General features: G+C 72.7%; 11 protein-coding genes. 1 reads left to right on the top strand and 10 read right to left on the bottom strand.

The window, feature by feature from the left end; all coding sequences use genetic code 11:
- Window positions 1–2 precede the first annotated feature (2 nt).
- The 8 genes from pyrF to pyrR all read right to left on the bottom strand — a co-directional run bounded on the left by pyrF (window position 3) and on the right by pyrR (window position 10,646).
- A complete protein-coding gene (gene pyrF, locus OG989_RS18305; RefSeq protein WP_327027755.1) occupies window positions 3–842 on the bottom strand; it encodes an orotidine-5'-phosphate decarboxylase in 840 nt (279 codons plus the stop codon).
- 101 nt (window positions 843–943) lie between these two features.
- Window positions 944–2,218 (bottom strand): adenosylmethionine--8-amino-7-oxononanoate transaminase, encoded by a 1,275-nt coding sequence (locus OG989_RS18300; protein WP_327027754.1) that lies wholly within the window; start codon window positions 2,216–2,218, stop codon window positions 944–946.
- Window positions 2,215–3,234, bottom strand: a complete 1,020-nt coding sequence (locus OG989_RS18295) for a quinone-dependent dihydroorotate dehydrogenase (RefSeq protein ID WP_151457096.1) — start codon at window positions 3,232–3,234, stop codon at window positions 2,215–2,217. Before OG989_RS18295 ends, OG989_RS18300 begins: the two co-directional genes overlap by 4 nt.
- A 106-nt stretch (window positions 3,235–3,340) precedes the next feature.
- Window positions 3,341–6,712 carry a carbamoyl-phosphate synthase large subunit gene (gene carB / locus OG989_RS18290; protein ID WP_327027753.1) on the bottom strand — a complete coding sequence of 1,124 codons (3,372 nt, stop codon included), beginning with the start codon at window positions 6,710–6,712 and terminating at the stop codon, window positions 3,341–3,343.
- Window positions 6,705–7,868, bottom strand: a complete 1,164-nt coding sequence (gene carA, locus OG989_RS18285) for a glutamine-hydrolyzing carbamoyl-phosphate synthase small subunit (RefSeq protein WP_327027752.1) — start codon at window positions 7,866–7,868, stop codon at window positions 6,705–6,707. The genes carB and carA overlap by 8 nt, the downstream gene beginning before the upstream one ends.
- Entirely contained in the window at window positions 7,865–9,142 is a 1,278-nt protein-coding gene (locus OG989_RS18280) for a dihydroorotase (RefSeq protein ID WP_132240166.1), read from the bottom strand. Before OG989_RS18280 ends, carA begins: the two co-directional genes overlap by 4 nt.
- Window positions 9,139–10,065 carry an aspartate carbamoyltransferase catalytic subunit gene (locus tag OG989_RS18275; protein WP_121395245.1) on the bottom strand — a complete coding sequence of 309 codons (927 nt, stop codon included), beginning with the start codon at window positions 10,063–10,065 and terminating at the stop codon, window positions 9,139–9,141. The genes OG989_RS18280 and OG989_RS18275 overlap by 4 nt, the downstream gene beginning before the upstream one ends.
- Entirely contained in the window at window positions 10,062–10,646 is a 585-nt protein-coding gene (gene pyrR / locus OG989_RS18270) for a bifunctional pyr operon transcriptional regulator/uracil phosphoribosyltransferase PyrR (protein ID WP_327027750.1), read from the bottom strand. Before pyrR ends, OG989_RS18275 begins: the two co-directional genes overlap by 4 nt.
- Before the next feature lie 284 nt (window positions 10,647–10,930).
- Between pyrR and bldD the strand changes: the two genes are divergently transcribed.
- On the top strand, window positions 10,931–11,419 hold the full coding sequence (bldD, locus tag OG989_RS18265) for a transcriptional regulator BldD (protein WP_013285505.1): 489 nt from the start codon (window positions 10,931–10,933) through the stop codon (window positions 11,417–11,419).
- A gap of 120 nt (window positions 11,420–11,539) precedes the next feature.
- Here the strand turns inward: bldD and nusB are convergent, their stop codons facing one another.
- Together nusB and efp are read right to left on the bottom strand one after the other, a co-directional pair.
- A complete protein-coding gene (gene nusB, locus OG989_RS18260) occupies window positions 11,540–11,950 on the bottom strand; it encodes a transcription antitermination factor NusB (protein ID WP_172896683.1) in 411 nt (136 codons plus the stop codon).
- A gap of 23 nt (window positions 11,951–11,973) precedes the next feature.
- Entirely contained in the window at window positions 11,974–12,531 is a 558-nt protein-coding gene (efp, locus tag OG989_RS18255) for an elongation factor P (protein WP_132240163.1), read from the bottom strand.
- Window positions 12,532–12,914 lie beyond the last annotated feature (383 nt).

Below are 12,914 nucleotides of genomic sequence, written 5' to 3'. Positions count from 1 at the left end.
AGTCAGTCACCAGCGGCGAGGGCCGCCCGGCAGCCGGTCAGGGCGCGGTCGGCGGCGGCCCGCAGCGCGTCCGGATCCGGGCCCGCGCCCAGCACCTCACGGGAGTACGAGGGCAGCACCGCGGGCAGGGCGGAGCCGAAGACGACGCGCAGATCGGCCGCCGTGGCGCCCTGCGCGCCGAGGCCCGGAGCGAGCAGCGGACCGTTCACGGCGGACAGGTCGTGACCGGTGTCGCCGATGGTCGCGCCGACCACCAGCCCGATGCTGCCGAGCGGCTGCGCACCCGCGTTGAGCTGGGAAATCTCGTCGATGACGGTCTGCGCGACGGTGCGTCCGTCGGCGGTGCGCGCGCGCTGCACGGCGGCGCCCTCGGGGTTGGAGGTGAGCGCCAGCACGAAGACCCCGCCGCCGTGCTCGGCGGCCAGTTCGAACATCGGCGCGAGCGCGCCGACACCGAGGTACGGGCTCGCCGTCACCGCGTCCACATGGATCAGGCTGGATGGATCGAGGTACGCCGAGGCGTACGCGGCGACGGTCGAGCCGATGTCGCCGCGCTTGACGTCCAGCAGAACGAGCGAGCCGGCATCGCGTAACTGTCGGATAGTTGACTCAAGAATCGCGACACCTTTCGAGCCGAACCGCTCGAAAAAGGCTGACTGGGGCTTGATCACCGCGACCCGGTCACCGAGGGCGTCCGTGACCGTCCGGGCGAACCGGTCAAGCCCCCGGATGTCGTCGTCGAGCCCCCAGCGGGCCAGCAGCCCCGGGTGCGGGTCGATGCCGACGCAGAGCGGACCCCGCTCGGTGACGGCCCGGTGCAGGCGGGCGCCGAAGCTCTCCATCCGGTTCTCTCCCTCTCCTCGGCACCCGGGGCGTCCGCCGCCGGGCACGCTCCTGTCGCGGGCGCGCGCCCGCGTACTCCCGCCGGACCGTGACCGGCGGCTCAGCCGGCCCGCACCGCGGCGGCGACCCCGGCGGCGATCCGGGCCAGGTCGGCGTCGTCGGTGACGTACGGCGGCATGGTGTAGACCAGGTCGCGGAACGGCCGCAGCCAGACCCCCTCGGCGACCGCCGCGGCGGTGGCGGCGGGCAGGTCCACCTCGTGGTCCAGCTGGACCACGCCGATCGCGCCGAGCACCCGCACGTCGGCCACCCCCGGGGCGCCGCGCAACGGCTCCAGGCCGGCCCGCAGGCCCGCCTGCACCCTCGCCACCCGCCCCGCCCAGTCGCCGGCCCGCAGCAGGCCGAGGGAGGCGTTGGCGACCGCACAGGCCAGCGGGTTGCCCATGAACGTCGGGCCGTGCGCCAGCACCCCGCCGGCGGAGATGCCCCGGGCGACCTCCGCCGTGCAGAGCGTGGCGGCCAGCGTCAGGTACCCGCCGGTGAGCGCCTTGCCCACGCACATCACGTCGGGCACCACCCCGGCGTGCTCGGCGGCGAACATCGTGCCCGTGCGGCCGAAGCCGGTGGCGATCTCGTCGAAGACCAGCAGCACGCCGTGCGCCCGGGTCACCTCGCGCAGCACCCGCAGGTAGTGCGGGTGGTGGAAGCGCATCCCGCCGGCGCCCTGGACCACCGGCTCGACGACGACCGCGGCCAGCTCGTGGGCGTGCCGCTCGACCGCCTCCACCAGGGCCGCCTCGTAGGCCGGCTCGGGCGGGGTGTCGAAGCCGCCGGGCGGCACGGGGGCGAAGACCTGCCGGGGCAGCACGTCGCCCCAGAGGTGGTGCATGCCGCCCTCGGGGTCGCAGACGCTCATCGGGTGGAACGTGTCGCCGTGGTAGCCGCCCCGCCAGGTGCCCAGCCGGCGGCGCTCCGGCCGGCCGGCGGCCCGCTGGTACTGCAGGCACATCTTGATCGCGACCTCGACGCCGACCGAGCCGGAGTCGGCCAGGAAGACGTGCTCCAGCCCGTCCGGGGCCAGCTCGACCAGCGTGGCCGCCAGGCGGACCGCGGGCTCGTGGGTGAGCCCGCCGAACATCACGTGGCTCATCCGGCCGAGCTGGTCGGTCACGGCCGCGTCGAGCACCGGGTGCCGGTAGCCGTGGATCGCCGCCCACCACGACGACATCCCGTCGACCAGTTCCCGGCCGTCGGCCAGCCGCAGCCGTACGCCCGCCGCGCCCTCCACCACGTAGGGCGCGCTCGCCGGCGGCAGGGCCGCGTACGGGTGCCACACGTGCGCCCGGTCGGCGGCCAGGATCTCCTCGGGGCTCACCCGCCCGTCCCCGTGGCGCGGGCGGCGGCGCGGACCAGGGCCGGGCCGCGATAGATGAAGCCGGTGTAGAGCTGCACCAGGGCGGCGCCGGCGTCGAACATCCGGGCCGCCGCGTCCGGGTCCACGATGCCCCCGACGCCGATCACCGGCAGCCGCCCGCCGGCCTCCCGGTGCACGAAGGCGACCACCTCGCGGGCGCGGTCGGCGAGCGGGCGCCCCGACAGGCCGCCGGTCTCCGCGCCGCGCGCCCGGTCCGCCGGGGCGAGGCCGTCGCGGGCCAGCGTGGTGTTCGTGGCGATCACCCCGGCCGCGCCCCGGGCCAGGCAGACCTCCAGCAGCTCGGCGATCGCCGGCTCGGTGAGGTCCGGGGCGATCTTCACCAGCACCGGCTTCTCCCCCACCAGCGCCGCCAGGATGGCGTCTAGGTGCGCCCGGTCCTGCAGGGAGCGCAGCCCCGGGGTGTTCGGCGAGGAGACGTTGACCGCGAAGTAGTCGCCGTGCCCGCGCAGCGCCCGGTAGGACGCCTGGTAGTCCGCCACCGCCTCGTCCAGCGGGGTCACCTTGGACTTGCCGAGCGAGATGCCCAGCGGCACGCCGATCGGGCGCGGCAGCGCAGCGAGCCGGGCCGCGAGGGCCTCGGCGCCGGCGTTGTTGAAGCCCATCCGGTTGACCACGGCCTCGCTGCCGGGCAGCCGGAACAGCCGGGGCCGGGGATTACCCGGCTGTGGGTGCGCGGTGACCGTGCCGACCTCGACGAAGCCGAAGCCCAGCGCCGGCCAGGCCGGCAGGGCCGCGCCGTCCTTGTCCATCCCGGCGGCCAACCCCACCGGGTTGGGGAACTCGACGCCGAACACCCGCCGCGGCGCCCGCACGGCGTACCGGGCCCGCAACACCCCCAGCGCCGCCGGCCGGCGGGACAACCCCGCCAGCCGCCGCAACGTCCACTCGTGCGCCGCCTCGGCGTCCCCGCCGCCGATCCGGAACAACCCCGGCCGGACCACCCGCTCGAACATCACGACCGACCACCCCCGTCGATCATGAAGTTGTCGCCGCGACACGCCGTGCCGGCCGACAACAACTTCATGATCAACGCGTACGGGTGCGGGCGGTGGGGGTGGGGGGTCATTCGGCGGCTCGGAGGGCGGCGTGCAGCTCCTGGAGCGGGCGGACCTGCATGTCGCCCCGGATCCGCGCCTCGATGCCCATCACCGCCGCCGCCGCACCCGGCACCGTGGTGATGCACGGGATGTCCGCCGTGACGGCGGCGCTGCGGATCTCGTAGCCGTCCGAGCGGGCGCTCGCGCCCGAGCCCTGCGGAGTGTTGATCACCAGCGCCACGTCGCCGCCGAGGATCAGCGACACCGCGTCCTCGCCCCCGCCGGACTCGTAGTGCTTGCGGATCTGCTCGCAGGCGATGCCGTGCCGGCGCAGCACCTCCGCCGTGCCGGTGGTGGCGACGATCTCGAACCCCAGGTCGGCCAGGCGCTTGATCGGGAAGATCATGCCGCGCTTGTCCCGGTTGGCGACCGAGACGAAGATCTTCCCGGCGGTCGGCAGCGAGCCGTACGCGGCCGACTGCGACTTGGCGAAGGCGTGCCCGAAGGCGGTGTCGATGCCCATCACCTCGCCCGTGGACTTCATCTCCGGGCCGAGCAGCGAGTCCACGCCCTTGCCGGTGGGGGTGCGGAACCGCTTGAACGGCAGCACCGCCTCCTTGACTGCGATCGGGGCGCCGGCCGGCAGCGAACCGCCGTCCCCGGTCGCCGGGAGCAGCCCTTCGGCGCGCAGCTCGGCGATGGTGGCACCCAGCGCGATCCGGGCCGCCGCCTTCGCCAGCGGCACCGCCGTCGCCTTGGAGACGAAGGGCACCGTCCGGGACGCGCGGGGGTTCGCCTCCAGCACGTAGAGCACGTCGTCCTTCAGCGCGTACTGCACGTTGAGCAGGCCCCGCACGCCGACGCCCCGGGCGATCGCCTCGGTGTAGCGGCGCACCTGGGCCACGTGCGAGCCCGCCAGGGTGATCGGCGGCAGCGCGCAGGACGAGTCGCCGGAGTGGATGCCGGCCTCCTCGATGTGCTCCATCACCCCGCCGAGGTAGACCTCCCCGTCCGCGTCGCAGAGCGCGTCCACGTCGATCTCGATGGCGTCGTCGAGGAAGCGGTCGACCAGCACCGGGTGGTCCGGCGAGATCTCCGTGGCCCGCCCGATGTAGTCACGCAGCGTGGCGTCGTCGTAGACGATCTCCATGCCCCGCCCGCCCAGCACGTACGACGGCCGGACCAGCACCGGGTAGCCGATCTCGTCGGCGATCGCCTTCGCCTCGTCGTACGAGGTGGCCATGCCGTGCGCCGGCGCGCGCAGCCCGGCCCGGGCCAGCACCGCCCCGAACGCGCCCCGCTCCTCGGCCAGGTGGATCGACTCCGGCGAGGTGCCGACGACCGGCACGCCCGCGTCCTTCAGGCGCTGCGCCAGGCCCAGCGGGGTCTGCCCGCCGAGCTGGACGATCACCCCGACCACGCCCGGCCCGCCGGCCGCCCTGCCGGAGGAGTCCTCGGCGTGCCAGACCTCCAGCACGTCCTCGAAGGTCAGCGGCTCGAAGTAGAGCCGGTCGGCGGTGTCGTAGTCGGTGGAGACGGTCTCCGGGTTGCAGTTGACCATCACGGTCTCGTAGCCGGAGCCCGCCGCCCCGCCGATCGGCGCGCTTCGCAGCGCCTGTACCGCGTGCACGCACGAGTAGTCGAACTCGATGCCCTGGCCGATCCGGTTCGGCCCGGAACCCAGGATCATCACCTTCGGCCGGGCCGACGGCACGACCTCCGTCTCCTGGTCGTACGTCGAGTAGTGGTAGGGCGTGGTCGCCTCGAACTCGGCGGCGCAGGTGTCCACCGTCTTGTAGACCGGGCGGACGTCGAGGCGATGCCGCAGCGTCCGTACGCCGTCCTCGGCAGCCAGCTCCGGACGCAGCGCGGCCAGCTGCCGGTCCGACAGGCCGGCCCGCTTGGCGCGGCGCAGCAGCTCGGCGTCGAGCACCGGGGCGTCCACGATCTCCGCGCGCAGCTCGACGAGGGCGGCGACCTGGTCCAGGAACCAGGGGTCGATCCCGCCGGACGCGGCGGTGACCTCGGCGATCGACGCGCCGAGGCGCAGCGCCCGCTCGACGGTGTAGAGCCGGCCGTCGTGCGGCATCCGCAGCGCGTCGAGGGTGTTCTCCTTCGTCGCGCCGGCCGGGTCGGGCAGCGTCCAGAACCCGCCCGCCTTCGTCTCCAGCGACCGCATCGCCTTGTTCAGCGCCTCGCTGAAGTTGCGGCCCAGGCTCATCGCCTCGCCGACGGACTTCATGGTGGTGGTCAGCTCCGGGTCGGCGCCCGGGAACTTCTCGAACGCGAACCGGGGGATCTTCACCACCACGTAGTCCAGGGTCGGCTCGAACGCCGCCGGGGTCTTCAGGGTGATGTCGTTGGGGATCTCGTCGAGGGTGTAGCCGATGGCCAGCTTCGCGGCGATCTTCGCGATCGGAAAGCCGGTGGCCTTCGAGGCCAGCGCCGACGACCGGGACACCCGGGGGTTCATCTCGATCACCACGATCCGGCCGTCGGCCGGGTTGACGGCGAACTGGATGTTGCAGCCGCCGGTGTCCACCCCGACCTCGCGCAGCACCGCGATACCCAGGTCGCGCAGCTGCTGGTACTCACGGTCGGTGAGCGTCATGGCCGGGGCGACGGTGACGCTGTCGCCGGTGTGCACGCCCATCGGGTCGACGTTCTCGATCGAGCAGACCACCACGACGTTGTCGTGCCGGTCGCGCATCAGTTCGAGCTCGTACTCCTTCCAGCCGAGCACGCTCTCCTCGATGAGCACCTCGTGCACCGGGCTGGCGGCCAACCCGTCGCCGGCGATGCGAGCCAGGTCCTCCGGGGTGTGCGCCATGCCGGAGCCGAGGCCGCCCATGGTGAACGACGGCCGGATCACCACCGGCAGGCCCAGTTCGGCGACCGTCGCCTCGACCTCCGCCATCGAGTGGCAGACCCGGGAGCGGGGCACCAGGCCCGCCGGGTCGTCGACACCCAGGCGTACGCCGGCCTTGGCGACGATGTCCTTGAACAGCTGCCGGTCCTCGCCGCGGTTGATCGCCTCGATGTTGGCGCCGATCAGCTCCACGCCGTACTTGTCGAGCACGCCGGCCTCGTGCAGGGCGACCGCGGTGTTCAGCGCGGTCTGCCCGCCGAGGGTGGGCAGGATCGCGTCGGGGCGCTCCTTGGCGATCACCAGCTCGACGAACTCCGGGGTGATCGGCTCGACGTACGTGGCGTCGGCGAACTCGGGGTCCGTCATGATCGTCGCCGGGTTCGAGTTGACCAGGCTGACCCGGATCCCCTCGCTGCGCAGCACCCTGCAGGCCTGGGTGCCGGAGTAGTCGAACTCGCAGGCCTGCCCGATCACGATCGGCCCGGAGCCGATCACCAGGATGTGCTTGAGATCGGTCCGCTTAGGCATGTGTGCGCCCCTCGCTCTGGGTCCGGCCCTCGATGAGCTCGGCGAAGCGGTCGAAGAGGTAGTCCGCGTCGTGCGGGCCGGCCGCCGCCTCCGGGTGGTACTGGACGGTGAAGGCGGGCACGTCCTTCGCCCGCAGCCCCTCGACCACGTTGTCATTGAGGCAGACGTGTGACACCTGGACGCCACCGAACTCGGTCTCGATCACCTGGTCGGGGACGACCGCCCCGGCCACGGCGCCCGGCACCTGGACGGCGAAGCCGTGGTTGTGGCTGGTCACCTCGACCTTGCCGGTGACCCGGTCGAGCACCGGCTGGTTGATGCCCCGGTGGCCGTAGCCGAGCTTGTAGGTGCCGAAGCCGAGCGCCCGGCCGAGGATCTGGCTGCCGAAGCAGATGCCGAACAGCGGCACCCGCCGGCGCAGCACCTCCCGCGCCAGGGCCACCGGCGCGTCGGCGGTGGCCGGGTCGCCCGGGCCGGGCGAGAAGAAGACCGCGTCCGCGCCGGTGGCGAGCAGGTCGTCGATGGTGGAGCCGGCCGGGAGCACGTGGGTGGTGACGCCCCGCGCGGCGAGCCGGCGCGGGACGTTGCGCTTGATGCCCAGGTCCAGCGCGGCGACCGTGAACCGGTGCTCGCCCTCGGCCGCCACCACGTACGGCTTCTCGGTGGTGACCTCGGCGGAGAGGTCCGCGCCGACCATCTCCGGGGCCTGCCGCACCCGGGCCAGCAGCGCCCGCGGGTCGGTCTCGACGCTGGAGATGCCGACCCGCATGGCGCCGCGCTCGCGCAGGTGCCGGGTCAGCGCCCGGGTGTCCACGCCGCTGATGCCGACCACGCCCTCGGCGGTCAGCCGCTCCTCCAGCCCGCCGGTGGCGCGCCAGTTAGAGCCGATCCGGGCCGGGTCGCGGACCACGTAGCCGGCGACCCAGATGCGGCCCGACTCGTCGTCCTCGCCGTTGACGCCGGTGTTGCCGATGTGCGGGGCGGTCTGCACCACCACCTGACGGTGGTAGGACGGGTCGGTCAACGTCTCCTGGTAGCCGGTCATGCCGGTGTTGAAGACCGCCTCGCCGAAGGTCTCCCCGACGCTGCCGTACGCCTCACCGTGGAACGTGCGCCCGTCCTCCAGCACGAGGATCGCGGGCCTCCGCTTCGTCATAGAACAGCCTTTCCGTCCAGGACCGTCGGCTCGCCGCGCAGGAAGGTCGCCACGATGCGACCCGGCAGCGTCATGCGGGCGTACGGGGTGTTGCGGCTACGGCTGGCCAGCTCCGCCGGCTCGATGGTGCGGCGGGCGGCCGGGTCGACCAGGGTCAGGTTCGCCGGCACGCCGGGCGCCGGGTCGAGGCCGTGCCCCTCCAGCCCGGCGATCCGGGCCGGGGTGCGCGACATCCGCTCGGCGATCAGGTCCCACTGCGGGCCGAGCACGTCGAGGGCGATCGACAGCGCCGTCTCCAGGCCGAGCATGCCCGGCCGGGCGTACGCCCACTCGCACTCCTTGTCCTCCACCGCGTGCGGGGCGTGGTCGGTGGCGACGATGTCGATCACGCCCTCGACCAGGGCCGCCCGCAGCGCCGCGACGTCGGCCGCGGTGCGCAGCGGCGGGTTGACCTTGTAGACCGGGTCGTAGGTCTCGGCCCGGGAGTCGGTGAGTAGCAGGTGGTGCGGGGTGACCTCGGCGGTGACCCGGACGCCCCGGGCCTTGGCCTGGCGCAGCACCTCCACGCTGCCGGCGGTGGAGACGTGGCACACGTGCAGGCGGCTGCCGACGTGCTCGGCGAGCAGCACGTCCCGGGCGATGATCGCCTCCTCGGCGACCGCCGGCCAGCCGGTCAGGCCGAGCCGGGTCGAGACCTCGCCCTCGTGCATCTGCGCGCCCTCGGTGAGCCGGGGCTCCTCGGCGTGCTGGGCGATGATCCCGTCGAACGCCTTCACGTACTCCAGCGCCCGGCGCATCAGCCTCGGGTCGGCGACGCAGTGCCCGTCGTCGGAGAAGATCCGTACCCGGGCCGCCGAGTCGGCCATCGCGCCCAGCTCGGCGAGGTGCTCGCCGGCCAGGCCGACGGTGACCGCCCCGATCGGCTGCACGTCCACCAGCCCGGCCTCCCGGCCGAGGCGCCAGACCTGCTCGACCACGCCGGCGGTGTCGGCCACCGGCGAGGTGTTGGCCATCGCGCAGACCGCGGTGTAGCCACCGAGCGCCGCCGCCCGGGACCCGGACTCGACGGTCTCGGCGTCCTCCCGGCCGGGCTCGCGCAGGTGGGTGTGCAAATCGACGAGGCCGGGCAGCGCGACCAGCCCGGTGCCGTCGACGACGGTCGCCTCGGGCGCGTCCAGCCCGGCGCCGACGGCCGCGACGACGCCGTCGCGGATCAGCACGTCGGTCGGCGCGGCGCCGACGACGCTGACGTTGGAGATCAGGTACGAGCTCACCGGTTGTTCCCCCCGAGCAGCAGATAGAGGACGGCCATCCGCACGGAGACCCCGTTGGCGACCTGTTCGACGATGGTGGAGCGGGGCGAGTCGGCCACCTCGGGCGTGATCTCCATCCCCCGGTTCATCGGTCCGGGGTGCATGACGATCGCGTGCTCGGGCAGCCGGCGCATCCGCGGGCCGTCCAGGCCGTAGCGGCGGGCGTACTCGCGGGCGGACGGGAAGTAGGAGGCGTTCATCCGCTCGCGCTGCACCCGCAGCATCATCACCACGTCCGACTGCGGCAGCACCGCGTCGAGGTCGTAGGAGACGTCGGTGCCGGGCGCGAGCGCCTGCGCGATGTGGACGGGGATCAGTGTCGGCGGCCCGACCAGGGTCACCTTGGCGCCGAGCGTGGACAGCAGCAGGACGTTCGAGCGGGCCACCCGGCTGTGCAGGACGTCCCCGACGACCGCGACCGACAGGCCGGCCAGCCGCCCCAGCCGGGAGCGCATCGTGTACGCGTCGAGCAGCGCCTGGGTCGGGTGCTCGTGGGTGCCGTCGCCGGCGTTGACCACCGAGCCGTCGACCCAGTCGGCGAGCCGGTGCGGGGCGCCGGAGGCGGGGTGCCGGACGACCACGGCGTCGGCCCCCATCGCCTGGAGGGTCAGCGCGGTGTCCTTCAGGCTCTCGCCCTTGGTCACGCTGGAGCCCTTGGCCGAAAAGTTGATCACGTCAGCGCTGAGCCGCTTCGCCGCCGCCTCGAAGGAGATCCGGGTGCGGGTGGAGTCCTCGTAGAAGAGGTTCACCACGGTGCGCCCACGCAGCGCGGGGAGCTTCTTCACCTCCCGGCCGGCGACCGTGGCCATCTCGGCGGCCGTGTCCAGGATCTCGGTGGCGGTGGCGGCGTCCAGGTCGGCACCGGAGAGCAGGTGCCTGATCATGAGGGAGTCCCCCCGTACAACCTGACCTCGTCGGTACCGTCGGTCTCCGCGAGGGTGACCTTCACGCTCTCCGCCAGGGACGTCGGGATGTTCTTGCCGACGTAGTCGGCGCGGATCGGCAGCTCGCGGTGGCCGCGGTCGACCAGGACGGCGAGCTGGACGGACGCCGGCCGCCCGACGTCGTTGAGCGCGTCGAGCGCGGCCCGCACCGTGCGGCCGGAGAAGAGCACGTCGTCGACGAGGACGACCCGCTTGCCGTCGATGCCGCCGGGCGGCACCTGGGTCGGCCCGACCGCGCGGGTGGCGTGCCGGCGCAGGTCGTCGCGGTAGAGGGTGATGTCGAGCACGCCGACCGGGACGGTCACGTCCTCGAAGGTGCTGATCCGGGCGGCGAGCCGCTTCGCGAGCGGGGCGCCCCGGGTGGGGATGCCCAGCAGCACCGTGTTCGCGGCGCCCTGGGTCTTCTCCAGGATCTGGTGGGCGATGCGGTCGACCACGCGCTGGACGTCGGCGCTGGCGAGGATCACCTTCACCGAGGGTTGTCGCGGCGGCGACGACTGGGCAGCAGGTGGGTAGGCCACGGCGGACCTCCTTCCCCGCCTCACGGGACGGGTCGTTAAAGGACGTCGGATGCCGGTACCGGGACGCGAGCGGCCCGGACCGGGGCTTCCCGCCACGTTACCAGTGGTCACCGCACTGACCGTCGCCGGCCACTGACCCCCTGGTCAGCCCGGCGAAATGGGGACAACTCCCCCGGTGATCCCAACGGTAAGGTCACGACCACTTGACCAGTTGTACCAATCCCCGTACCGTCACGCTCCGTAGCGACCCCTGGGAGAACCCCGAGCAGCACTGGGAGTGTTTAATGCCCTCTGAATACGCCAAGTCTCTGGGCGCCCGCCTGCGCTCCATCCGTCAGCAGCAGGGCCTGTCCCTGCAGGGCGTGGAGGAGAAGTCGAACGGGCGGTGGAAGGCGGTGGTGGTCGGCTCCTACGAGCGCGGCGACCGCGCCGTCACGGTGTCGCGCCTGGCCGAGCTTGCCGACTTCTACCGTGTTCCCGTCTCGGAGCTGCTGCCCGACGGCAGCGGGGTTCGCCACGAGCCCACCAGCAAGATCGTCCTGGACCTGGAGCGGCTCTACGACGAGGCCTCCGAGGACCTCGCCTACGTCGCCCGGTACGCGCGTGCGATCCAGCAGCAGCGCGGTGACTACAACGGCCGCGTGCTCTCCATCCGCGCCGACGACCTGCGCGCGCTCGCGATCGTGTACGACGCCTCGCCGTCCGGCCTGATCGAGCGGCTCACCGAGCACGGCGTGCTGGTCGCCGACCCGCGGGCGTTCTTCGCCAGCTGACCAGGAACGCGAGAGGGGCCCGTGCCGGACGGCACGGGCCCCTCTCGTCGTCGTTCGTGTCGCGTCCCGCCTGTTGAGCAGGCCGGCTGTGACGCACGCCCGGGTGTGACGTGCGCCGCGTCAGCGGGTGGCGTACTCGGCGATGCGGCCGAGGATGCCGTTGAGGAAGCGCGGCGAGTCGTCGGTCGACATCTGCCGGGCCAGTTCGACGGCCTCGCTGATGGCCACCGCGTCGTCGATCTCGTCGACGTAGAGCAGCTCGTAGACCGCGATCCGGGCGAGGTTGCGGTCGACCGCCGGCATCCGGTCCAGCGTCCACCCCTCGGCGTAGCTGGCGATCACCTCGTCGATCCGGTCGAGGTGGGCGGCGACGCCCTCGACGAGGCTCACCGCGTATCCCAGGTGCTCGGGTCGGGGCTTCTCGATCCGCTCGATGTAGCCGGCGAGCACCTCGACCGGCGGGCGGTCCCGCAGGTCGGCCTCGAAGAGCACGTCCAGCGCCCGCTTACGCGCCTTGCGGCGCGCAGGCATCTGCTGCTTGGGACCCTCGGCCATCAGGCGCGGCCGAGGTAACGGCCGTCGCGGGTGTCGACCTTGATCTTCTCGCCGGTGGTGATGAAGAGCGGCACCTGGACCGTCGCGTCGGTCTCGACGGTGGCCGGCTTGTTGCCGCCGGTCGACCGGTCGCCCTGCAGGCCCGGCTCGGTGTAGGTGACTTCCAGCACGACGCTGGTCGGAAGCTCGATGTAGAGCGGGACACCCTCGTGGGTGGCCACGGTCGCCTCAGCCTCGGGCAGCAGGTAGTTCGCCGCGTCACCGACGGTGGCACCCGGCACGTTGATCTGGTCGAACGTCTCCAGGTCCATGAAGACGTAGTCCTCGCCGTCGGCGTAGAGGTACTGCATGGTGCGCTTGTCCACGGTCGCGGTCTCGACCTTGGTGCCCGCGTTGAAGGTCTTGTCGACCACCTTGCCGGACAGCACGTTCTTCAGCGTGGTACGCACGAACGCACCACCCTTACCGGGCTTGACGTGCTGGAACTCGACGACGGCCCAAAGCTCTCCGTCGAGGTTGAGTACCAGGCCGTTCTTCAGGTCGTTGGTGGTGGCCATTTCCTGCCTTGATCATCAATTGGCGGACAGACCTGGCAAGTCTACTAGTTGCGTCGAACGCCGCTGTCCGCCGCTTCCCGCCGCCCTTCCACCTCCCTTCCGCCACTCTCCCGCCGCCCGCTCGCCGCCCGCTCGCGACGCCTTCCGCCGCGCCCCACCGTCACCGCGCCGGCCCAGCCACCTTGCGGGGTTACCGGCGACAACCCACGTCGGCGCTCACACTCCGTAAGCCGCCACGCTCCCCAGCAGAACCCCTCCACGCTCCCTTTGCTCTGCACCCATGGAGGCACCAGTTACGCATGGTCACTTTGTCGCCTCCGGCAGCGATTCGCCGTCGACAAGAAATCCCAGCTCAGACCGGTGGTGCGAATTCGGATGCAGAG

It is taken from the genome of Micromonospora sp. NBC_01740, from assembly GCF_035920365.1.
Lineage (GTDB): Bacteria > Actinomycetota > Actinomycetes > Mycobacteriales > Micromonosporaceae > Micromonospora > Micromonospora reichwaldensis.
Note: the sequence above shows the minus strand (reverse complement) of the source record. Positions and strands in the feature narration are given on the sequence as shown.